The organism is Gluconobacter sp. Dm-62 (genome assembly GCF_018256155.1).
In the GTDB taxonomy this organism is placed as follows: Bacteria; Pseudomonadota; Alphaproteobacteria; order Acetobacterales; family Acetobacteraceae; genus Gluconobacter.
In genome coordinates this window covers 19885-42303 of sequence record NZ_JAERLY010000004.1, presented here as the reverse complement: position 1 = coordinate 42303, position 22419 = coordinate 19885, and the positions used below count along the sequence as shown (strand labels likewise).

The window sequence follows — 22419 nt, the reverse complement described above, 5'->3', positions numbered from 1 at the left end:
CCCGGCATGTTACAGCGAGAAATTCTCTCCGAGATAGACCCGGCGGACATCTTCGTTCGCGACGATGGCTTCGGGGGTGCCTTCCATCAGCACCTGACCGCCATGCATGATATAGGCGCGGTCGATGACTTCGAGCGTTTCGCGGACGTTATGGTCCGTAATCAGCACGCCGATGCCTCGGTCTTTCAGATGAGAAACGAGATCGCGGATTTCACCGACGGCGATCGGGTCGATGCCGGCGAGGGGTTCGTCGAGCAGGATGTAGTTCGGCTGGCTGGCGAGCGCGCGGGCAATTTCCAGACGGCGGCGTTCACCGCCCGACAGAGCCAGCGAGGGGGAGCGGCGCAGATGGGTGATGCCGAACTCGGCCAGCAGGCCGTTGAGCATCAGGTCGCGCTTTTCCGGGTCCGGCTCGACGACTTCGAGGGCGGCCATGATGTTCTGTTCGACGTTCAGGCCACGGAAAATGCTGGCTTCCTGCGGCAGATAGCCGACGCCAAGGCGGGCGCGGCGGTACATCGGGAGCTGCGTGATATCGGCGCCGTCCAGCGTAATGGTGCCGGTGTCGGGCTGAACGAGGCCGACGATCATGTAGAAGCTCGTTGTCTTGCCCGCGCCGTTCGGGCCGAGCAGGCCGACCGCTTCGCCGCGCTGGACCTGAAGCGAGACGTTCTTGACGACGGCGCGCTTCTTGTAGGACTTGCCGATGCCGCTTGCGACCAGGCCGGTTGAGGGCGGCTGAGGGGGGATGTAGCTGTCTGTCACTTGGGTGCCTGGCTGCTGTTGGCCTCGTTCGGCACGACGAGCCCCTGAATGGGCGAATCCGTGCCCGGCAGCATGGTTGCGATGCCGGTCTTCATGTTCACAACGGCCTGTGACCCATTGTTCTGGTTCTGCCCCTGCGTGACATGCACATGTCCGATCAGGCGGGCGATCTGGGTGTCGAAAACATACACTCCGCGATCGCCGGTGCCGGTCTGGGTCTGGGTGCGCAGGATGACATGGCCCCAGCCATAGGCGCGGTCCAGCTTCGACGAGCCGCCGCCCATCGGATTGGAGGCGTCGGCAGCGGGCTGGGCCGCTTGTGGCTGACCTGCGGGGGGAGCGTCGTTGGGTTTGCTGAATGAGACCAGCACGTCCGCTTTGACCTGCTTGCCGTCATTGGTTGTGACGGTGGCATCACCGCGGCCGACTGACATGCGCGTTTTGGAATGGTATTCCATGACATCGCGTGCCGTCAGGACATCCTGCGGGGTGGTCAGCTTCAGGTGTTTGCCGGTCATGACCATGACGGCCTGATCCATGTCATACAGGGCGTGATCGCCCCAGCCCTGATCGGTCTGGTTGTAGATATGGACGTTGCCGCGTGCTTCGATCCGGTACAGCTCGAGCGAGCCGCCCATCGGGTCGCCGTTTCCGTTGCCTTTGGCATCGGCCGGCGGCGGCGGGGGAGCGGGCTGCCCCGGGGGTGGAGTTTTCTTGCGCAGGTAGCCGATCAGCGTATCCGCATCGACGGTCACGTCACCGCGGACGGCGCGGGCGCCCCCCGTGAGTGTGACGGTCTGAGCGTTGCGGTCGTAGATCTCTTCTTTTTTCCAGAAGAGCTGCACTGCATCGCCGTGGGACATGTCCAGCCCGTCCGCATGGGCCTGAGCAAGGGTTAGGGCCAGGGGGAGGGCGACGAGGAGCGGTAGGAGTGCTGCGGGGCGGGGAGTCATTTCTCTGTCTTCAGTCCTTGCAGGTGCTGGCGGGCCGCCGCACTCGGAGGGCCGTTGTCATCGTTGCGGACCGTTAGTCCCGGTCCTGTAAACTGCATGATACCTGCATGCTGGTCCAGAAAATAGCCTTGGGCGTCCTGCTTGCCGAAAGGTCCTTCTGCATGCACCCAGTCGCGCGAGGCGATAACGTCGGCCTTAAGGTCCAGATCGGCGGAAGGGCCGTTCATCAGGAGGCCGTCATCGCGGTACAGCACGACATGATCGTCGAGATTGAGGGTCTGTTCGTGTTGCATGTAGACGCCGCGATCGGACTTGATATGCGCCCAGGAGTTGCCGGAGAGCTGGATGTCGGCGACGGGATCGACCAGATCCACGCGGTCAGGACCCTGCTGGTGGGTGGTGCGGGCCGTGATCATGTAGAGGTGGTTGTGAACGTCCAGCCCGCGATAGGTGGCCTGTTCCATGTTGCCGCTTTCCACGCGCAGGCGGGCCATTTCCTTCAGGGCGGCGCGGTTCTGATTCATGAGATGGGAAATCTCGGGCCAGGCGGCGATGGAGCTGAGGAGGACGAGGGCCAGACCGGGCAGTGCCCATTTGGCGAAACCCAGCAGCGAACGGCGGCGGGCGAGCTGATCGGCGTCCGGGGCCTGACGGATCCGCTGGAAGGCGGCGCGGCGCAGGCTGTCCAGACGGGCCAGACTTTCGGTGCGGTTGGGGTCGAAATCATCCCGGCGGATGCGGTGATCGCCATTGTCAGGTGTAGGAGTGTTCATGACAGGCCGCTTCGCAGGAGGTCATGGATATGGACGATTCCCGCGGGGCGGCGGTTTTCGTCCACGACGAACAGGCTCGTGATGGGGCGCGCGCGCTGGTTCATGAGTTGCAGGACATCCTGCGCCAGTGTGAGGGGGGTTGCGGTAACAGGGGTCCGGTTCATGACGTCTGCGGCCGTGATCGTGTCGAGATCACCGGAGATGGCGCGGCGCAGATCGGCGTCCGTAATAAGGCCCTGAAGTACACCATTGTCATCAAGGACACCCATGCACCCGAAAGACTTGCGTGTCATCTCGAGAATGACGGAGCGCAGTGGGAGACTGCCCTGTCCGAGCGGGAGGGCTTCGCCGGTATGCATCAGTTCGCTGATGGGGCGCAGCCTTGCGCCGAGTAGGCCGCCGGGATGGAAGGCACCGAAATCGCGGGCTGTGAAGCCGCGTTTTTCGAGCAGGGCGATGGCCAGTGCGTCCCCGAGGGCGAGTTGCAGAAGCGTGCTGGTCGTGGGGGCAAGACCCATCGGGCAGGCCTCGGTGCTGGTGGGGAGGACCAGCGGGATCCGTGCGGCGCGGGCGAGGGCGGACGTGGCGACCGCGGTGATGGCGATTACGCAGTGGTTCTGTCGGGCGGCATAGGCCAGAATCGCGGCGAGTTCGGTGGTTTCGCCAGAATTGGAGAACGCCAGGATCAGGTCGCCAGGCGCCACCATGCCGAGATCGCCATGGGCAGCTTCGGCGGGGTGCAGGAACAGCGACCGCGTGCCAGTAGAGGCAAGGGTGGCCTGAACCTTGCGGGCGATGTGGCCGGATTTGCCGATTCCGGTAACGATCAGGCGGCCTGCGCTCCCGGCGATGCAGTCCACTGCTTCGCTGAAAGCAAGGCCGAGCGGTCCCTTGAGGGCGTGTTCGAGGGCTTCAAGGCCATTGCGCTCGATGGCGGCGGTCTGGAGCGCCGAATCGAGCGCGGTACGGGCCGGACGGGGCGACGGGCGGTTCATGATCAGCCGGGCCGGAACTCAGGCGCGATGCGAGAAAATGTCGGGCTCTTCGTAGCCCAGCAGGTCTAGCCGGCAGCGGGCCGGAAGGAAATCGTAGCAGGCCTGGGCGAGGTCACGGCGGTTTTCACGGATCAGCATGGCTTCGAGCTTATCCCACAATGCGTGAAGATACAGCACGTCCGAAGCGGCATAGCGGAGCTGCTCGGGGGTGAGGGTGTCAGCGCCCCAGTCCGAGCTCTGCTGGTGTTTGGAGATCTCGACGCCGAGCAGGTCGCGGCACAGATAGGCCAGGCCGTGGCGGTCGGTGAAGGTGTAGACCAGCCGGGCGGCGATCTTGGTGCAGATGACCGACGGGACTGTGATGTTGAAGGCGTTCTGCAGGACTGCGACGTCAAAGCGTGCAAAATGCATCAGCTTGGTGACGGAATCGTCTGTCAGGAGCGCCTTGAGATTTGGGCAGTCATAACCACGGCCGCCCATTGAGACCGGTTTGATCTGGACGAGATGGGCTTCACCGTCGCCGGCTGAAAGCTGGACGAGGCAGAGGCGGTCACGGTGGGGATTGAGACCCATGGTCTCGGTATCGATGGCGACGAGAGGGCCAAGATCAAAGTCATCCGGCAGATCGCCGTCATGAAGATGGATGGCGGTCTGCGAACTCATTTGTCGTCACCAAATTTTTTTGATCACCAGAGGATCGAGGCAGTATGCTGCCTGATCGTCTGTGGTGCCCAGAAGAAGACTCGAACTTCCACGTCCTTTCGGACACAGGTACCTGAAACCTGCGCGTCTACCAATTCCGCCATCTGGGCTCAGAAAGCACCGGGTTTTTTCAGTTTCCTGAGGCATCCCGGCTCGGTGAAGAGGCGTTTACCCCTGCACGTATGGGGCGTCAACAGCCAAACTGAAAGAAAAGCAAAAATGCGTAGAAATTTTTCCGTGGACGGGACCGGTGGCGGAGCTGGAAATGATGTCGCGAATGGCGGCAGGCGCCGGGTTGTGGCGGTTCTGGGCGGGGGAGGCTTTGTCGGGCGCAATCTTGTCGGGCGACTTGTAGCGTCAGGGCATGTGGTGCGGGTGGGGAGCCGCAACCCGGATGCGGATCAGGCGCTGGCGCGATTTCCGGGCGATGGGCGCGTGGAATTCATCAGGGCGTCCGTGAATGATGCAGAATCGCTGGAGCGTCTGTTCAATGGGGCGGATGCCGGGATCAATCTTGTTTCGATCATGTCGCCGGATGTGCAGGCGATGCATCGGGTTAATGTGGAAGGGGCGCGACTGGCAGCTCTCGTGGCGCGACGCGAGGGGGTGGAACAGTATGTGCACATGTCCGCTATCGGCGCGTCCGTAAAATCGCCGGGAAATTACGGACGCAGCAAGGGGCTGGCTGAAAAAGGGGTGCGCGAGGTGTTTCCGGAAGCGGCATTGTTGCGGCCTTCGGTGATTTTCGGGCCGGAGGACAGTTTCTTCAACATGTTTGCGTTGATTGCGAAGCTTTCGCCGGTTCTGCCGGTCTTTGCGGCGGGAACGCATTTCCAGCCCGTCTATGTGGGGGACGTGGCGCAGGCGGCGATTGCGCTTGTTGAGCCGGGTCGTGAGGGCATGACGGTCGAGGCTGGTGGGCCGGATGTGCTGACGATGAAGGAGCTGATGGCGTTTGTGCTGGAGGCTTCAGGGCGTCGTCGGCTGCTGGTCTCTGTGCCGGGCTGGGTGGCGAAGCTGGAGGCGGAAATTCTTGAGCCGCTGCCGGGGCATCTGCTGACGCGCGATCAGGTTGTGATGATGGGGCAGGATAATGTGGTGCAGCCTGGGCCGGACAATCTGAAGTCGCTCGGGATTACGCCCACAGCGATGCGGAGCGTTGTGCCGGGGTATCTGAAGGGCAGCATTTGTGAGAGCTGGCGGCGCTTCCGGAAGTGAAGGGACCGATATGGTCCTAAAATATTGTGTGAAAAATGGCTCATGCGGCGCGAAGATGGGTCATTTCGCATGAAAGGTCAGCATCACTGACTGTTATTGGATAAAGTGACGGAATAGCTGCATTCGGACTGGCATGTTTGCAGGAGACACGACGCATGGCCGAACGGATGTTGCAGTTCGTCACCCACCCCCAGGTGCTTCCGGAGAAGCGCGACGCTGCAGAGCGCCGTCAGGACTTCGGGGAAATTTATCGTGGGTTCGCGCGCAGCCGGGCGGAAGAGCAGGCGTCGCGTTGTTCGCAGTGCGGGATTCCGTTCTGCTCCGTGCATTGTCCGCTGGGGAACAACATTCCCGACTGGCTGAAGCTGACGGCTGAGGACCGCCTTGAGGAAGCGTATGAGATGTCGTCCGCGACGAATACGTTCCCGGAGATCTGTGGGCGGATCTGTCCGCAGGATCGGCTGTGCGAAGGCAACTGCGTCATCAACAAGGGCTTCGAGAGCGTCACCATTGGCGCTGTCGAGCGGTTCATTACCGAAAATGCGTTCGAGCAGGGCTGGGTGAAGCCGTCGCTTCCGGACCGGGATCTTGGGCGCAGTGTCGGTATCGTGGGGTCCGGGCCGGCGGGGCTGGCCTGTGCGGAGCGGCTGCGGGCGCAGGGTTATGAGGTTCATGTCTATGAGCGTCAGGACCGTGTGGGCGGGCTCATGACTTACGGTATTCCGAGCTTCAAGCTGGAAAAGCATGTCATTGCGCGGCGTCATGCGCTGCTGGAGGCGCAGGGAATTGTGTTCCATCTCTCCACGTCTGTTGGTTCGGGTGCAGGTGAGATGGCGCTCGAGGAACTGCGGGCGCGGCATGATGCGGTGTTTCTTGCGACGGGTGTGTATCGCTCGCGTGATGTGAAGGTGCCGGGGGCCGGGCTTGAGGGTGTTGTCGATGCGATCGACTTCCTGACGGCGTCGAACCGTCGCGGCTATGACGAAGATCCGGGCGAGGACGCAGCACTTCATGCGAAGGGGCGTCGGGTCGTGGTCATTGGCGGTGGTGACACGGCCATGGACTGCGTGCGCACGTCGATCCGTCAGGGTGCCGAGCGTGTGACATGCGTTTACCGTCGGGACCGGGCGAATATGCCGGGGTCGCGACAGGAAGTTTACAATGCCGAGGAAGAAGGCGCACATTTCGAATGGCTGGCCTCGCCGGAAGCGTTTCTGGGCGATGGCAGCGTGTCGGGTGTACGGGTGCTGAAGATGCGTCTGGGGTCGCCGGATGCGTCGGGGCGCCGGTCCATCGAGGGCACGGGGCAGCATGACGTGATCGAGGGCGATCTGGTCATCAAGGCTCTTGGCTTTGATCCCGAGGATCTGCCGGGGCAGTTTTCCGCTCCCGATCTGGCTGTGACGCGCTGGGGCACTCTGACGGTGCCGCCCGGGGGCTTTGCGACGAGTCTACCGGGTGTGTTTGCCGGGGGCGACATCGTGCGCGGGGCGAGCCTGGTTGTCTGGGCGATCAAGGACGGCCGGGATGCGGCCGATGCGATCCATCATCATCTGACTGAAACAGTAACCGGTTCTCTGGAGGCCGCGGAATGACACAGAATAACGATTTCATCCGCGAGTATGCCGAGAACGTCGAACGGCTGAAGGGGCTGTATGACCCGTCGCAGGAGCGCGATTCCTGTGGTGTGGGTCTGGTCGCGGCGCTGGATGGCAAGCCGTCGCGCAGTGTGGTTCAGGCGGGCATCGAGGCGCTGGGCAATATCTGGCATCGCGGTGCGGTTGATGCAGATGGCAAGACCGGCGATGGCGCGGGCATTCATGTGGAAATCCCGCAGGATTTCTTCGCCGAGGCGATCCATAATGGCTCCAGCGACGATACGATCGACGGCCGCATTGCGGTGGGCATGGTGTTCCTGCCCAAGACCGATCTGGGCTCGCAGGAGCGGGGCCGTCAGATCATTGAGACGGAGATCCTGAACTTCGGTTACGGGATCTATGGCTGGCGTCAGGTGCCGATTGATACGGCATGCATTGGCGAGAAGGCCAACCAGACGCGGCCGGAAATCGAGCAGATCATGATCCGCAACCGCCTCGGCCGGTCCGAAGACGAGTTCGAGCGTGATCTTTATGTTCTGCGGCGGCGGATCGAGAAGCAGGCGACGGCGCAGCAGGTTGATCTGTATGTATGTTCGATGTCCTGCCGCTCGGTGATCTACAAGGGCATGTTCCTTGCGGAAAACCTGACGGATTTTTATCCGGATCTGCTGGATGAGCGGTTTGTGTCGCGGTTTGCGATCTACCATCAGCGGTATTCGACCAACACGTTCCCGACCTGGAAGTTGGCCCAGCCGTTCCGGAAAGTAGCGCATAACGGCGAGATCAATACGATTTCGGGCAACACGAACTGGATGCGCTCGCATGAGACGCGGCTCGCGCATCCGGAGCTGGACCCGTACATGGCGGACCTCAAGCCCGTCGTGCAGGCTGCCGGTTCCGATACGGCGGTGCTGGACAATGTGTTCGAGCTGCTGACCTTCGCCGGGCGGGATGCGCCGATGGCGAAGACGATGCTGGTGCCGGCCTCTGGCGGTGCGAACTCGGCGATGTCTGACGCGGCGCGGGCGCTGTTCCGGTACTGCAATGCGGTCATCGAGCCCTGGGATGGCCCGGCGGCTTTGTGTGCGACGGACGGACGCTGGGTTGTGGCGGGGCTGGACCGGGCCGGGCTGCGTCCGCTGCGGTACAGCATCACTCAGGACGGGTTGCTTATTGTGGGCTCCGAGACCGGGATGGTCCGGGTGCCGGATGCGCGCGTGAGGAGCCGTGGGCGGCTTGGTCCGGGGCAGACGCTGGCGCTCGATCTGAAGGAAGGGCGGCTTTACCAGTCTGAAGAGCTTCTGGAGCTGCTGGCGTCGCGTCAGGATTTCCAGGGCTGGGTAAAGCGCATCCGCGATATCGAGCCGATCGTGCGCGATGTGGTCGAGCCTGAGGCGCTGGACCCGGATGTGCTGCGGCGGCATCAGGTGGCGGTCAGTCTGACGCATGAGGAGCTGGAGACCATTCTGCACCCGATGGTGGAGAATGCGGCTGAGGCTCTGGGCTCGATGGGTGATGATACGCCGCTTCAGGTGCTGTCGAAGATCTATCGCGGGCTGGCGCATTATTTCCGTCAGGGGTTCAGCCAGGTTACGAACCCGCCGATCGATTCCCTGCGTGAGACGCGGGTGATGAGCCTGATTACGCGGCTGGGCAATCTGGGAAACATTCTCGATCAGGCGCCGGAGCAGTGCGATCTGTTGCAGCTGCCGAGCCCGGTGCTCACGATTGGTGAATTCGACGAACTGCGGCGGGTCTGCGGCGAGAATGCGGGCGCGATCGACTGCACCTTCCCGGCCGAAGAAGGCGAGGAAGGTCTGCGGGCAGCGATTGCGTCCATCCGGGCGCAGGCTGAGGATCATGTTCGTGGCGGGTGCACGCATCTGTTCCTGACGGATGACAATACGGATGCGACGCGCGTTGCGATTCCGATGATCCTCGCCACCGCAGCCGTGCATATCCATCTGGTGCGCAATTCGCTGCGGACGTTCACGTCGCTGAACGTGCGGACGTCCGGGGCGATCGATGTTCATGCGATTGCCGTGACGATCGGCGTGGGTGCTACGACGGTGAATCCGGCTCTGGCGCAGTATTGCGTGGCGGACCGGCTGCGGCGCGGGCTGTTTGGCAAGATGTCCCTGCGTGAGGCGATGGAGCGGTATCGCAAGGCCGTGGACAAGGGTCTGCTCAAGATCATGTCCAAGTCGGGCATTTCGATCATTTCGGCCTATCGTGGCGGGTATAATTTCGAGGCGATCGGGCTGTCCCGTGCTCTGGTGGCCGAGTTCTTCCCGGGCATGCCGTCGCGGATTTCGGGGATTGGTCTGCCGGGGATTGCGCGCAACATTCTTGGCGCGCATGCGGCGGCGTGGGACCGGAAGGTTGAGGCGCTGCCGGTCGGTGGGCGTTACAAACTACGCCGTCAGGGGGAGACGCATGCGTTCTCCGGGCAGCTCGTGCATATGCTTCAGAGTGCGGTGACGGCGAACAGCTTTACGTTGTACCGGCGTTATGCGGATGCGGTGCGTCAGATGCCGCCTGTGGCGCTGCGTGATCTGCTGGATTTCAAGCCGGCCCATGCGCCGGTTCCGGTGGATGAGGTCGAGAGCATCACGCAGATCCGCCGTCGTCTGGTGGCGCCGGGAATTTCGCTGGGTGCGCTGAGCCCCGAGGCGCATGAGACGCTGGCGATTGCCATGAACCGGATTGGCGCGAAGTCCGATTCTGGTGAGGGTGGCGAGGATGCTGAGCGTTCCAAGCCGCGTCCGAACGGGGACAATGCATCTTCGGCGATCAAGCAGGTGGCGTCCGGGCGTTTTGGCGTGACCGCGCAGTATCTGAATGACTGCCGCGAGATCGAGATCAAGATGGCGCAGGGTGCGAAGCCCGGCGAGGGTGGGCAGCTTCCGGGCTTCAAGGTGACGGAGCTGATCGGGCGTCTGCGTCATGCGACCCCGGGGGTGACGCTGATTTCGCCGCCGCCGCATCATGACATCTATTCGATCGAGGATCTGGCGCAGCTCATTTACGATCTCAAGCAGATCAATCCGACGGCGACCGTCACGGTCAAGCTGGTGGCGCGAACCGGCATCGGCACGATTGCGGCCGGTGTGGCGAAGGCCAAGGCGGATGCGATCCTGATTTCCGGTCATTCGGGCGGGACGGGTGCGAGCCCGCAGTCTTCGATCCATTATGCGGGTCTGCCCTGGGAGATGGGACTGTCGGAGGCGCATCAGGTGCTGATGCTGAATCGGCTGCGGCATCGTCTGGTGCTGCGGACCGATGGTGGCATCAAGACCGGGCGTGACGTTGTCATGGCGGCGATGCTGGGTGCGGAAGAGTTCGGTATCGGTACGGCCGCACTCGTGGCGATGGGCTGCATCATGGTGCGTCAGTGCCACTCCAACACCTGCCCGGTGGGTGTGTGTGTGCAGGATGAAAAGCTTCGCGAGAAGTTCGGGGGATCGCCGGAGAAGGTCATCAATCTGTTCACGCTGATTGCGGAAGACATCCGGCACATTCTGGCGGATCTGGGTGTGCGGTCGCTTGAAGAGGTGATCGGGCGGACGGACATGCTGCGTCAGGTGTCGCGTGGTGCGGATTACCTGGATGATCTGGATCTGAACTCGCTGCTGGTTCAGGCCGATCCGGGTGGTCATGCGCGGTTCTGCACCCGTGAGGGGCGCAACGAGGTTCCCGAGACGCTGGACGGGCAGATCATCCCTGATGCGACGGCGTTGTTTGAGCGCCGGGAGAAGCTGCATCTGCATTACACGGTGCAGAACACGCATCGTGCGATCGGTACGCGGGTTTCGGGGCTGATTACGCGCAAGTTCGGCATGAAGGAGCTTCCGGAAGGGCAGCTTACGCTGTCGCTGCGCGGTTCGGCCGGGCAGTCGCTGGGTGCGTTTGGTGTGCAGGGGCTCAAGATCGAGGTCGAGGGCGATGCCAACGACTATGTCGGCAAGGGGCTTTCGGGGGCGACGATCGTTGTCCGCAAGTCACCGGCGGCGCAGTGGGCGTCCGAGCAGAGCGCGATTATTGGCAATACGGTTCTGTACGGCGCGACGGCGGGTTCGCTGTTTGCGGCCGGGCAGGCGGGTGAGCGCTTTGCGGTGCGTAACTCGGGTGCGACGGCCGTGGTCGAGGGCTGTGGCTCGAATGGCTGCGAATACATGACCGGCGGGACGGTCGTGATCCTTGGGGAGACGGGCGACAATTTTGGCGCCGGTTTCACGGGGGGCATGGCTTACGTGCTGGATGTGAAGGGGCGGTTTGAGGCGCAGATCAACCCCGATACGGTAATCTGGAGCCGCGTGCAGGCTGGCAGCCGCTGGGATCAGGAGCTTCGCGCACTTGTGGAGCGGCATGTGACGGAGACGGGCAGCACCTATGCCGAAGATCTGCTCCATTGCTGGGAGCGGACGCTGGAGCGGTTCTGGCATGTCGTGCCGCGCGATTATGCGCGGATCATCGGCTATGTTCAGGAAGACCTGTCGCAGCTTTCGGCCTGAAGAAGGTAGTAAGGAAGATGGTCGATACTGTCGGTGATCTGACATTAACCCATGATGAGATGGCTTCGCTGAGGAGTTATCTCATCGCAACAGTTTTCGAATTTTCTGATAGTATTGAAATATCAATATTGGGAATGTTCGGTGCCAATGAAATATTATCAATGGCAAATAAGGTATATTCTCTTATGATGGAGAATAAAAAAGAATATACGAATATATTCTCTAATGATGATTATAAAATCATAAATAGTTGTATTTTTCATGGAGAGATGGCTCTCGGAATTTACTCGATCTACAAAAAATATATCGACTATGAAACCTGTGATTTTGGAATCACGAAAGATAAGATTTATAATTATATTCGGGAATATCAGAAAAAGGCAGGTTTCTAACCTGATTAATTCAGAGACTGACCGGGACGGAGTTTCAGGCAGGGGCGTTCCACGAGGCACCATGACAGGACGGCGCCGCCGATGGTGGTGAGGATCGTGAAGATGACGGCGTGTCTGCGGCCGAGGCCGTAGCGGGTCTGGAGATCTCCGGCCAGCATGGCCAGTGGGAGATGGCACAGGTAGAGCGCGTAGCTGTGGGTGCTGATGCTGCGGACTGCCGGGCCGATCAGGGGCGGCAGGGTGCGCAGGCGCATCATTGCGGGCATGCAGAGCGCGTAGCCGAAGCCTGCGACGTCGAACAGGGCCATGGTCTGGAAATGGTGTGTCCAGAGAGGGATAGTCAGGAGATCCGCCATCCAGATCGTGAGAATGATGGCCGTGCCGAGAATGGCCAGGGGTCTGTGGAGCCGGGCGACGCCTTCCGAAGATCGGTAAAGCCAGGCGGCGGCGATGCCCCATGCAATTGAATCAAGGCGGCAGGGGACGATCTTGCTGGTGACTTCGTCCCAGTTGACGTCCGTGGGCAGGGACAGGCGCCAGCAGAGCGGGATGATAAAGAAGGCGGCAAGCGTGGTTCCGAAGGCCAGCGCCGGTTTGACGCGGCAGGCAAGCAGCGTCAGCAGCAAGGTGGGGAAGGCGATGTAGAACCATTCCTCCACGCAGAGTGACCATGTGACGCCGTACCAGTTCGAAACCATAGGCCAGCCGAGATTTTGCGTCAGGGTCAGGAACCAGGGCAGGGCGTGGCGGGCTTCGTTCCATGTCACGCCATAGGGACCAAAATAAGCGAGCGGGATCAGCAGGACGAACAGCCACGCATAATAGGCGGGGAGCGTGCGAAGCCAGCGGCGGATCAGGAAAATGCCCCAGCCTTTCGCGCTGGTTCCACGCTCCAGCAGGTCCAGCATGATTGTGCCGATCAGAAAGCCGCTGAGGACGAAGAACAGCATGACGCCGTAGAAGCCGAGGACTGCCAGATGCGTGGGAAGAGGCCGGTGCCACCAGTCCAGAAACAGGCTTCCGTCATGGCAGATCAGGACATCGAGAATGGCGACCGTGCGGACCAGATCGGGGCCTGCGATTCGCTCCCTCAGGTTTTCGAAAGATGCCAGAGGCGTGGATGCCGGCAGAGGTGATGCCTGGGGGGGGTATCTGTTCATAAAGCGTCGGAAGATCCGGTGTGGCGGCCCATGTTATGGTTTTACACTACGGATTTGTCATCAACATCCCGTTTGACGGCGGTGATTGTGGCTCTAAGGTCAGGATATGACCATGCTCTTTTCTGCCGCTGACGGCACGCCCAATTCTTCCTCTGTGGAGCAGATGCCGCCCCGCTGGGATCTCTCTGATCTTTATGCTTCGCCGGAAGATCCGGTTCTGGCTGCGGATTTTGACCGCGGAGCCGGGGAAGCGCGGCGTTTCTGCGAGACGTACAAGGGACATCTGGAGACGCTGACTGGTGCGGAGCTTGCCAAGGCGTTTGCGGAGTATGAGGCGATCGAGGAGGGCTTGGGAAAGATCGGGTCTTTCTCAAGCCTTGGCTTTGCGGCGCATACGACTGATCCGGTCTGGGGGCGGTTTGCGCAGGGTGTGCAGGAGCGGATGACGGAGGTGGCCTCCGATCTGATGTTCTTTACGCTGGAGCTGAACCGGATTCCCGACGAGGCGCTGGCGCGGATCTGCGAGGCGCCGGAGATGCGCAAATGGGATGCCTATCTGCGGGATCTGCGGATGTACCGGCCGTATCAACTTTCCGACGAGGTCGAGCAGGTGCTGATGGATAAGTCGGTGACGGGGCGCATCGCCTGGAACCGGCTGTTCGATGAGACCATGGCGACTCTGAGTGTCACGATCGACGGTGAAGAAAAGCCGCTGGGCGATGCGTTCAATCTGCTGACGAATGCGGATCGTGCGAAGCGCGAGGCTGCAGCCGAGCAGATTAGCGCGGTGCTGGGTGAGAATTCGCGTCTGCTGACGATGATTACCAACACGCTCGCCAAGGACAAGGCGATCGGGGACAAGCTGCGCGCTTATCCGCGTCCGACGAGTTCGCGCAATCTGGCGAACATGGTCGAGGACAAGGTTGTCGATGCGCTGGTGGGCGCGGTGGACGAGGCTTATCCGCGGCTGGCGCATCGGTATTATGCGCTCAAGACGAAGTGGCTCGGGCTGGAAAAGCTGGAGCACTGGGACCGCAATGCGCCGCTGCCGGGTGTGGATGTGCGCAAAATCGACTGGGAGCAGGGCAAAGAGATCGTGCGCAACGCCTATGCCGGGTTCGATCCTGCGTTGGGTGAGATCGTCCAGAAGTTCCTGACGCATCCGTGGATCGATGCGGCTCCGGTCGCAGGGAAGTCTTCGGGGGCGTTCTCCCATTCCTGCGTGCCGTCTGTTCATCCATATATCCTGATGAACTATCGTGGGCAGCCGCGTGACGTCATGACGCTGGCGCATGAACTGGGCCATGGCGTGCATCAGACCCTCGCCGGGAAGACGCAGGGCTATCTGAATGCCGATACGCCGCTGACGCTGGCGGAGACGGCATCGGTGTTCGGCGAGATGCTGACGTTCCAGTCACTGCTGGATGCGGAGAGCGATCCGAAGCGTCGTCGTCACATGCTGGCGGCGAAGGTCGAGGACATGCTGAACACGGTTGTCCGGCAGATTGCGTTCTACCAGTTCGAAGTGAAGGTTCATGACGAGCGGGCGAAGGGTGAGCTTTCGCCGGAGCGTCTGGGGGAAATCTGGCGTGAGGTTCAGGTGCGGAGTCTGGGGCCCGTATTCCACTTCACACCGGATTATGATCTCTACTGGTCTTATATTCCGCATTTCGTGCATTCGCCGTTCTATGTTTATGCGTATGCTTTCGGGGACTGCCTGGTGAATGCGCTTTATGGCGTTTATCAGGAAAAACCTGAGGGTTTTGCTGCGAAATACCGCACCATGCTCGAAGCGGGCGGGACGCTGCGACACAAGGAACTGCTCGCGCCGTTCGGACTTGATGCGACAGATCCGGGTTTCTGGCGTAAAGGACTGGATGTGATCTCGGGGCTGATTGATCAGCTCGAGCAGGAGGACTGAGGAGCATCATGGCGAGGGATCTCGACAACACCGGCCTCATGGGGGAGCTGCGTCGCATGGCGCGGACCTCCGGCGCGGTCGGCGGCATTGCGGCACGGATGGCGGGTAACCGTCTGGGCTTCAAGACGGACAAGGGCGTTCATGCAGAGGGCCTGAAGTCGGCGTTGGGAAACCTCAAGGGCCCGCTGATGAAGGCGGCCCAGCTTCTCTCCACCATTCCCGGTGCGCTTCCGGACGAATACGCCGAAGAGCTGGCGCATTTGCAGTCCAATGCGCCGCCGATGGGCTGGAGCTTCGTGCGCCGTCGCATGCAGGCCGAGCTTGGCGCGGGTTGGGAAAAGCATTTCCGCTCCTTCAGCCATGAGGCCGTGGCGGCGGCGTCGCTCGGGCAGGTGCATCGGGCGCGTCTGGTCGACGGGCGCGAAGTCGCGTGCAAGTTGCAGTATCCGGACATGCAGGCGGCTGTGGACTCGGATCTGCGGCAGTTCCGGGCGGCGCTGGGGATTTACCGGCAGTTCGAGACGGCCATCCGTCAGGACGAGGTCTATACCGAGCTGGCGGACCGGCTGCGCGAAGAGCTGGATTACCGGCGTGAGGCGAGCCATCTGCGGCTGTATCGGGACATGCTTTCGAACACGCCCGAAGTGACGGTGCCGGCTCCGGTTGAAGAGATGTCCACCGGGCGGCTGCTGACGATGGACTGGGTGAGCGGGCGCAGCATGCGGACCGTTCTGGGTGAGAACCTGCCGCTGGAGGATCGCAATGCGATGGCCACGGCGCTGTTCAAGGCCTGGTACACGCCGGTCTATCGCTATGGTGTCATTCATGGCGACCCGCATATGGGCAATTTCACCGTGCGGGATGATTATGGTCTGAACCTGCTGGATTTCGGGGCTGTGCGGGTCTTTTCGCCGCGGTTTGTGGAAGGGATCATCGATCTGTTCACGGCGCTGCGGGAGAATAACGAGGAACTGGCGTTCCACGCTTACAGCAAGTGGGGTTTTGTCGGGATTTCGCGCGAGACGGCGAATATCCTGAATGAATGGGCGCGGTTCTTCTACCGGCCGCTGATGACGGATCGTGTGTGCTCCATGCAGGAGAGCAATGATCCGGCCGAGGCGCGTCAGGTTCTCGAAAAGGTCTATGAAGGTCTCAAGCGGACGGGCGGTGTGCGGTTGCCGCGTGAGTTCGTGCTGATGGACCGTTCTGCGATCGGGCTGGGCAGTGCGTTCCTGCGTCTGGAAGCGCGGCTGAACTGGCACAAGATGTTCGAGGAACTGATCGAGGGCTTCGATGTGAATGTTCTGGCGGCGCGTCAAAAGGACGCTCTGGAGAAGGCGAAGGTGCCACCGGCGCTGTCTTCGCTCTGAGGGGCTCTGGTTATGAAAAGGGGGCGCTTCCTTTGCGGGAAGCGCCCCTTTTTTTGTGTCTGCGCTCTTATTCTGAGGGCAGGGCGTAGGCGATGACGTAGTCGCCGCGGTTCTTGTCGACGCCGGAGCGGGTCAGGCCGCCTGCGGTGACGACGATGAACTGTCTGCCGGTCTTGTCGGACAGGTAGCTCATGGGAGCGGCCTGTGAGGCGACGGGGAGACGGGCTTTCCAGACGACTTCGCCAGTGTCGGTGTTGAGCGCGCGGACGTAATTGTCGAGCGTGCCGGAGAAGAACACCAGACCGGTATGGGTGGCCAGCGGGCCGCTCATGGTCGGCATTCCGAGTGGGATGGCGAGGCCGGGGACCATGCCGTGGATGGGCATGTCCTGGATGGTGCCGAGGGGCATGCTCCATTTGACCTTGCCGCTGCGCAGGTCGATGGCGTTCATCGTGCCATAAGGCGGTTTCACGCAGGGGAGACCAGCGGGGGAGAAGAACATTGAGCGGACGACGCCCCAGGGGGTGCCTTTCTGTTCGGAATATTCGCCTTCGGAGCTGGGTTTGAAGCCGCTGCGGCGGGCTTCTTCCTGCTTCATGAACTTGCCCCACTGGGCCATGCGGATGTCGTTGACCAGCAGCGTTCCAGTGCTTTCATCCACGGCGCCGCCGCCCCAGTTGATGCCGCCGTAATAGCCCGGATAGATGATGGTGGCCTGTTTCTCGTTGACGGGGGTGAATTCGCCTTCATAGCGGTAGGAGGCGAACTGGATGCGGCAGAGGAGCTGGTCGAAGATCGTGCCGCCCCACATGTCGCTGGCCTTCAGCCGCTCTGCTCCGACCGAGAGGGCGGAATAGGGTTGCACGGGGGACAGGTACTGGTGCTCGGGTGCGCCGTCCTGTGGGACTTTGCGCATTTCCACGGGGACGATTGGGGTGCCGTCGCGGCGGTCGAGCACGAAAATCTGGCCGCGCTTGGTCATGGCGATGATCGCCGGTCGGGTGCCGCCATGGCCGTCCGGGATGTCGTAGAGGATGGGCTGGGCGGTGGCGTCGTAATCCACGAGATCGTGGTTGGCGGTGCGGAAGTGCCAGCGTTCGTCGCCGGTTTTGGCGTCCACGGCGACGAAGGCGTCGTTGTATTCATCCGAGGCCTTGCTGCGGTCGCCGCCCCAGAAGTCGGGGGTCTGGTTGCCGAGTGGGAAGAAGACGAGGTTGAGTTTGGGATCGTAGCTGGCGGTGCCCCACATGTTGGGGGTTTCGGCGGGATAGATTTCGCCCTCTGCCAGCGGTGTGGTGCCGCGATGCGGGTTGGTGGCGTCCCAGGCCCAGACCAGTGTGCCCGTGCGGACGTCATAGCCGCGGACGACGCCGGAAGGTTCGCCGGTGCGTTCGTTATCGGCGATGCGGCCGCCGACGACCACGATGTCACCCGCCACGAGGGGGGCTGCTGTCGGGTAGTAGGAGCCCGGTGCTGTGGGGCCGAGGCCGGTCAGGAGATTGACGTTGCCGTTCGTTCCGAAATCCGTGCAGGCCTGGCCAGTGCGGGCGTCGATGGTGATGAGGCGCGCATCGATCGTGGTGATGACGATGCGGGAGGCGCAGGGCGCGTTGGCGTCCGTGGCCGTGCTGTCATGCCAGTAGCCGACGCCGCGGCAGCGCTGCCAGACTTTTGTCTGGGCGTGGGGGTCGAACTTCCACTTTTCCGTGCCGGTGTCGGGGTCGAGCGCCGAGACGATGTTGTGGGGTGAGCAAATATAGACCGTATCGCCGATCTTGATGGGGGTGCCCTGAAATTCGGCGCCGTTCAGCGCCATGTCGCCGGTGCGGTAGGTCCAGGCGACGCGGAGCTTGCCGACATTGTCCCGGTTGATCTGCGTGAAGCTGGCGTAGCGCGTGCCGGAAGCCGTGCGGCCATAGGCGGGCCAGTCATGGCCGGTCTGATCGGGCTCGTTTGCGGATGCGGTGTCCTGCGGGTGCGTGGTGTCCTGCGGGGCGATGGTCGGGTGGACCTGAAACATGCCGGCCAGGAAGGCCACGATGACCGCACCGAGAGCGCCGGATGTGGCGCCTGTGACGGGGCGGGTGAAGTAGCGCCGGCCGGGGCCGCTGAGCCAGGGGGCCATAAGGGTCGCGGTCAGGGCGACGCACAGGAACACGATCAGGCGGGAGAAGCTGGGCCAGAAGCTGATGCCGACCTCTGCGAGAGACCACAGGATCGTCGCGAGCAGGAGGCCGAGGGCGATCCATGTCGAGAGGATGTTGCGACGGATCATGTAATAGCTGCAGGCGGCCAGCGCGATACCGGCAAGGGTATAGAACCATGAGCCGCCGAGAACGATGAGGTGGAGACCTTCGAGGATCAGGAAGGCCGCCATAAGGGCGCCCAGAATTCCGATGATCATCGAGAGGACGCGGGGACCGCTGTTCATTTGAAGAGGCCTCCTGCGCAGGGAGGCGTCTGGCGGGCTGGGCTTTGGGCCATTCCGCAGGGAAGACGAGGTGATCGGGTATGCATCGGGCTGAAATCCTTGGATCAGGATTGATCAGAACGATGCATGACACGTTTGTGCTTATGTTAAATATAACATTAGCATGAGCGGTGATAACGGAATTGGCATGATAATATCACAATATGTATGTGATATGTTTTGACGCAGAGGGATTGTGTGGGCACGCGCAGTATCTGGCACCCGTAAAGGGCGCCAGATTTTGGCGGCTGGATCAGAACTGTGCTGCGACGGTTCCGAAGAATTCGCGCGGGGCTGCGACAAACAGGTTGGCGTTGTCGTCACCGGCGACGGATGCTGCGCCATAGACGCCACCGATATAGTTCTGGTTGTACAGGTTGGTGATTCCGAAGGAGGTCTTCAGGTTCTGGGCGAAGCCGACCTTGCCGAAATCGTAAGCAACGTTGAGGTTTGATGTCCAGTAAGCCGGGATCTGCTCATCGTTGGTGTAGGTCATCTGGCGTGCGCTTGTGTACGTCGTGTTGAAGTTGAAGGTTGCGCGGTGCCATGTGTAGCTCACGTCAGCCTTGTACATGAACTTCGGGTAGTAAACCTGCTGCTTGCCCTTGATGCTGACGTAACCGCCGTTATACGGCAGATGCGTGTCTTCGTAGGTGGCATCGTTCCAGCTGAAGCTGTTGGTGATGGCCAGACCGGGCAGCGGGCGGAACGTACCGGCGACGTCGGCGCCGTTCATGGTTTCCCGACCCACATTCATGAATGAGCTGTAGGTATTGCCGGTGGAGCCGCTCGTGATGGCGGCAAGGCGGTTGTAGTAATCGGTGTGGTAAAAATCGGCACTTCCGGAGAAGAAGTGGGAGTTGAAGCGGTAACCGACCACGTAGTTCCAGGTCCGCTCGGGACGCAGGGACTTCTTGTTTTCGTCGAAGACGGTCTGTGCGGGGTTGGAGGCGCTTCCGAGACCGGACCAGGGCGAGCCGCTGGAGCTCTGGGCCGAGTAGTCATAAGCCCGCATGTTTTCAGCGATATCGAAATAGACTTCGTGCTGATTGAGGAAGTGGTAGTCGAAGTTGAAATGCGGAAGGAACGCGTTCGCGGCTGTCAGGTTACCGGACGCAGGGTGGCTGTAATAGACGCCCCATGACGAGAGCGTGCTGGTGTTGTCGACGCTGGTTCCGCCATGCGTTGTCTGCAGCAGGGAACGGAAGCCTGCTTCAACGGTCATGCCCGGAATGATCTGGTATGTGTCCTGCAGATAGAACTGGAACGTGTTGGTGTTGAAGGAATCCGCCCACCAGGTCGTTCCGTTTTTGAAGTCGGCGATGGAGGAATGCGGCGTATTGACGCCATCTTCATACATCATCATCGGGTAATTGAAGCGGTCGTTCTCGTACCAGATACCGGTCTTGATATCGTTGTGATGACCGGCATGGATGTCGAAATTCTGGACGAAACCCAGACGGCGGACGTCGGGATGACCGGTTTCCATCGCCATTGGGACCTGCGAGGTTGGCGAGGTCAGGAACGGGTTGGTGGCGCTGTAATCACCGTTCGAGACATGCGCGTAGGCGATTGTCTTGGATGTGACGTTGGGGAACAGCTGGAATTCGCCCGTGATGGCCGAGAGGTAGTTTCTCTGGGTCTGGGTGCCGTCATAGGCGTAATCGCCGATTTCGTCGTTGGACAGGACGCCTTCAAGACCAGCGGGGACACCGCCATTCTGGGCGTAATAGGCGTATTCCTTGGCGAGGGCGTAATTGGGTTTCAGATAGGTCGTGTTGCGTCCCATCTTCTGCCACATGTTCTTCGTCAGGCTGAGGTAGTTGTACTGCTCGAAATTCGAGTAGTCGAAGACAGCCGTGATCTTGCCGCGGTCACCGACGGGCTGGACCAGTTTGAAATTGGCCTGCTGTTCCTGCTGGTCCCCATATCCTTTCCACAGATCCTGATCCGTGCGAGCATAGGCGGCGTAGAACTTGGTGCCGCTGGCGTTCAGCTTGCCACTGTCCACCCGGCCGAAGGTTCTGAAGCCGTTATAGCTGCCGAAGAGCTGGCTGATCTGGCCGCCGGCTTTGTCGGACGGATCCGCTGAGGTGAAGGTGATGGCGCCGCCGAGCGTCTGTGCCGAGGGCGTGTCCAGTGCGCCTGCGCCCTGGGACATGGTCAGGCTGCTGATGTTTTCCTGGATTTCCATCTGGTCGACGCCGAGGCCGTTCCAGTTGTGGAAGCCCTGGCCACCCATCGGGATACCATCGAGCGAGACACCGAGCTGGGTCTGGTTGAAGCCGCGGACATAGAGGGTGTTGGCGACCGTATCGAGACCGAAAGCGTCATCGGAGGCGAAGTTCGCGCCGGGTGTCGTGAGGGCGAGGATCTGCATCGGGCTGGTGCCGGCGACGAAGTGATCCATCGTTTCGCGTGTGACGACTTCCACCGCGCTGTGGGAGCCTCTGCGCTGCGCATGAACGGTCATGTCTTCGGAGCCGGACGCCACTTCCACGTGCTTGTGGGCACGGGCAGGCTGCGCGTGGTGTGCGGGCGCTGTGGTCCGGGTGTGGTTCGAACGATGCGGATGCGTTTTATGATCGGTAGTAGCGGCTTGAGCCGGGCTGATCAGAAGGCCGATCAACGCGACACCGGATAAGAGATATCGTCCCAAGTCTGACTGCACGGGCTGGTCCTAATTCTTGTCCAAGTAAATCCTGAAGGTCACGCTACGTCATAAAAAAGAAACATAACAACATATTTGTTGGCAAAATCGCACGGTTTTTTCACTATGTTTCATAAATACATCACCTGTCGCCTCGCTTCAGTAAGCAGAGTGGGTGCGGTTTTCCTGAATACAGGCAAATATATGATCTGTATTCAGGGAGAATGATTTTTATTCATTTGATTATTGAAAACAAATTCTTGAAAGAATTTTAATTTATTCCACGACGCATGACGTGGGTTTCTAATGAGAGCGTTCTGTTTTCGTATATGATTTCTTGGAGCCTCTTTGAAAACTGCACCGGGAGACGGTTTGTTTCTGTTGAATGAAACCTGAGGCGGGGAGAGGACTTGACCCGGTGGTCAGCCGGGTCCGGGTTGGGTGTCTGTGGGTTACCGGGCAGGGGTACCGGAAAAATCAGTTCAGAAACATCGTGTGAAAATCAGAAGATTTCCTTGATCAGATCGTTGCCGATGCTGAATCCGGCGCCGGCTTCGACGGAGCGGGCGAATCCGGAATTGAGGATGTTCGAAACGAAATTATTGTCCGGTACGGACTGGACTGGCTGGACAGGGACCTGCGGCGTCGGGGCCTGATAGGTGGCCTGCGTGCCGTAATCCTGCTGGGCGTTGGCAAGGGCAGCATGGAGCTGTTGCAGGAGGTTCGTGACCTGCTGCTGTTCGGCCTGGAAGGCGAGGGCGAGTTCACGCAGGTCGAGAGACCATTCGCGGGCCTGCATGTCGCCGGTCTGGGCGGCAGCCTGCATTTTGGAGCCGAGGGCCTGAAGCGCCTGCGCGGATTGCTGGGCCTGCTGCTGGAGCTGATTATAGGTCTGCTCGATCGTCTGGACGTCCATGACGGTTCTTCCTTCAAAGAGA

15 protein-coding genes and 1 tRNA gene are annotated in these 22419 nt (G+C 61.0%); 6 read left to right on the top strand and 10 right to left on the bottom strand.

Annotated elements, in window-relative coordinates; genetic code table 11:
* Positions 1-9: 9 nt before the first annotated feature.
* The 6 genes from lptB to JK202_RS06115 form a co-directional block, all read right to left on the bottom strand.
* Positions 10-765 carry an LPS export ABC transporter ATP-binding protein gene (lptB, locus tag JK202_RS06140; RefSeq protein WP_194264695.1) on the bottom strand — a complete coding sequence of 252 codons (756 nt, stop codon included), beginning with the start codon at positions 763-765 and terminating at the stop codon, positions 10-12.
* Positions 762-1718, bottom strand: coding sequence for an LptA/OstA family protein (locus tag JK202_RS06135; protein ID WP_211559276.1), 957 nt, complete (start codon positions 1716-1718; stop codon positions 762-764). Before JK202_RS06135 ends, lptB begins: the two co-directional genes overlap by 4 nt.
* A complete protein-coding gene (gene lptC, locus JK202_RS06130; protein ID WP_211559274.1) occupies positions 1715-2491 on the bottom strand; it encodes an LPS export ABC transporter periplasmic protein LptC in 777 nt (258 codons plus the stop codon). Before lptC ends, JK202_RS06135 begins: the two co-directional genes overlap by 4 nt.
* Positions 2488-3486 (bottom strand): SIS domain-containing protein, encoded by a 999-nt coding sequence (locus JK202_RS06125; RefSeq protein WP_211559272.1) that lies wholly within the window; start codon positions 3484-3486, stop codon positions 2488-2490. The genes lptC and JK202_RS06125 overlap by 4 nt, the downstream gene beginning before the upstream one ends.
* A gap of 18 nt (positions 3487-3504) precedes the next feature.
* A complete protein-coding gene (locus tag JK202_RS06120) occupies positions 3505-4149 on the bottom strand; it encodes a ribonuclease D (protein ID WP_211559270.1) in 645 nt (214 codons plus the stop codon).
* Between the two features lie 62 nt (positions 4150-4211).
* Positions 4212-4298: transfer RNA gene (locus JK202_RS06115), tRNA-Leu, on the bottom strand.
* Between the two features lie 109 nt (positions 4299-4407).
* On the opposite strand from JK202_RS06115, the gene JK202_RS06110 reads away from it, so the two are divergent.
* From JK202_RS06110 to JK202_RS06095, 4 genes are all read left to right on the top strand, one after another.
* Complete coding sequence (locus JK202_RS06110; protein WP_211559269.1) at positions 4408-5406, top strand: complex I NDUFA9 subunit family protein; 999 nt, start codon at positions 4408-4410, stop codon at positions 5404-5406.
* Positions 5407-5561: 155 nt separating this feature from the next.
* A complete protein-coding gene (locus JK202_RS06105; protein WP_211559266.1) occupies positions 5562-7001 on the top strand; it encodes an NAD(P)-dependent oxidoreductase in 1440 nt (479 codons plus the stop codon).
* On the top strand, positions 6998-11518 hold the full coding sequence (gene gltB / locus JK202_RS06100) for a glutamate synthase large subunit (protein WP_211559265.1): 4521 nt from the start codon (positions 6998-7000) through the stop codon (positions 11516-11518). Before JK202_RS06105 ends, gltB begins: the two co-directional genes overlap by 4 nt.
* Positions 11519-11535: 17 nt before the next feature.
* Complete coding sequence (locus JK202_RS06095) at positions 11536-11910, top strand: hypothetical protein (protein WP_211559263.1); 375 nt, start codon at positions 11536-11538, stop codon at positions 11908-11910.
* Positions 11911-11915: 5 nt separating this feature from the next.
* Here JK202_RS06095 and JK202_RS06090 read toward each other — a convergent pair whose 3' ends face one another.
* A complete protein-coding gene (locus JK202_RS06090; RefSeq protein ID WP_211559262.1) occupies positions 11916-13070 on the bottom strand; it encodes an acyltransferase in 1155 nt (384 codons plus the stop codon).
* A 112-nt stretch (positions 13071-13182) separates the two neighbouring features.
* Between JK202_RS06090 and JK202_RS06085 the strand changes: the two genes are divergently transcribed.
* Entirely contained in the window at positions 13183-14991 is a 1809-nt protein-coding gene (locus JK202_RS06085; RefSeq protein WP_211559260.1) for a M3 family oligoendopeptidase, read from the top strand.
* Between the two features lie 8 nt (positions 14992-14999).
* Entirely contained in the window at positions 15000-16361 is a 1362-nt protein-coding gene (locus JK202_RS06080) for an AarF/ABC1/UbiB kinase family protein (RefSeq protein WP_211559258.1), read from the top strand.
* A 67-nt stretch (positions 16362-16428) separates the two neighbouring features.
* Here JK202_RS06080 and JK202_RS06075 read toward each other — a convergent pair whose 3' ends face one another.
* From JK202_RS06075 to JK202_RS06065, 3 genes are all read right to left on the bottom strand, one after another.
* A complete protein-coding gene (locus JK202_RS06075; RefSeq protein WP_211559256.1) occupies positions 16429-18792 on the bottom strand; it encodes a glucose/quinate/shikimate family membrane-bound PQQ-dependent dehydrogenase in 2364 nt (787 codons plus the stop codon).
* A 292-nt stretch (positions 18793-19084) separates the two neighbouring features.
* Positions 19085-21304, bottom strand: coding sequence for a TonB-dependent receptor domain-containing protein (locus JK202_RS06070; RefSeq protein WP_249199753.1), 2220 nt, complete (start codon positions 21302-21304; stop codon positions 19085-19087).
* Between the two features lie 679 nt (positions 21305-21983).
* Entirely contained in the window at positions 21984-22397 is a 414-nt protein-coding gene (locus tag JK202_RS06065; RefSeq protein ID WP_211559254.1) for a hypothetical protein, read from the bottom strand.
* Positions 22398-22419: the final 22 nt, after the last annotated feature.

What these genes read in the sequence shown, in the direction of transcription:
- JK202_RS06135 (WP_211559276.1), bottom strand. Translation starts at nt 1,718, where the DNA reads ATGACTCCCCGCCCCGCAGCACTCCTACCGCTCCTCGTCGCCCTCCCC.
- lptC (WP_211559274.1), bottom strand. Translation starts at nt 2,491, where the DNA reads ATGAACACTCCTACACCTGACAATGGCGATCACCGCATCCGCCGGGAT.
- JK202_RS06125 (WP_211559272.1), bottom strand. Translation starts at nt 3,486, where the DNA reads ATGAACCGCCCGTCGCCCCGTCCGGCCCGTACCGCGCTCGATTCGGCG.
- JK202_RS06120 (WP_211559270.1), bottom strand. Translation starts at nt 4,149, where the DNA reads ATGAGTTCGCAGACCGCCATCCATCTTCATGACGGCGATCTGCCGGAT.
- JK202_RS06110 (WP_211559269.1), top strand. Translation starts at nt 4,408, where the DNA reads ATGCGTAGAAATTTTTCCGTGGACGGGACCGGTGGCGGAGCTGGAAAT.
- JK202_RS06105 (WP_211559266.1), top strand. Translation starts at nt 5,562, where the DNA reads ATGGCCGAACGGATGTTGCAGTTCGTCACCCACCCCCAGGTGCTTCCG.
- gltB (WP_211559265.1), top strand. Translation starts at nt 6,998, where the DNA reads ATGACACAGAATAACGATTTCATCCGCGAGTATGCCGAGAACGTCGAA.
- JK202_RS06095 (WP_211559263.1), top strand. Translation starts at nt 11,536, where the DNA reads ATGGTCGATACTGTCGGTGATCTGACATTAACCCATGATGAGATGGCT.
- JK202_RS06090 (WP_211559262.1), bottom strand. Translation starts at nt 13,070, where the DNA reads ATGAACAGATACCCCCCCCAGGCATCACCTCTGCCGGCATCCACGCCT.
- JK202_RS06085 (WP_211559260.1), top strand. Translation starts at nt 13,183, where the DNA reads ATGCTCTTTTCTGCCGCTGACGGCACGCCCAATTCTTCCTCTGTGGAG.
- JK202_RS06080 (WP_211559258.1), top strand. Translation starts at nt 15,000, where the DNA reads ATGGCGAGGGATCTCGACAACACCGGCCTCATGGGGGAGCTGCGTCGC.
- JK202_RS06075 (WP_211559256.1), bottom strand. Translation starts at nt 18,792, where the DNA reads ATGAACAGCGGTCCCCGCGTCCTCTCGATGATCATCGGAATTCTGGGC.
- JK202_RS06070 (WP_249199753.1), bottom strand. Translation starts at nt 21,304, where the DNA reads ATGACCGTTCATGCGCAGCGCAGAGGCTCCCACAGCGCGGTGGAAGTC.
- JK202_RS06065 (WP_211559254.1), bottom strand. Translation starts at nt 22,397, where the DNA reads ATGGACGTCCAGACGATCGAGCAGACCTATAATCAGCTCCAGCAGCAG.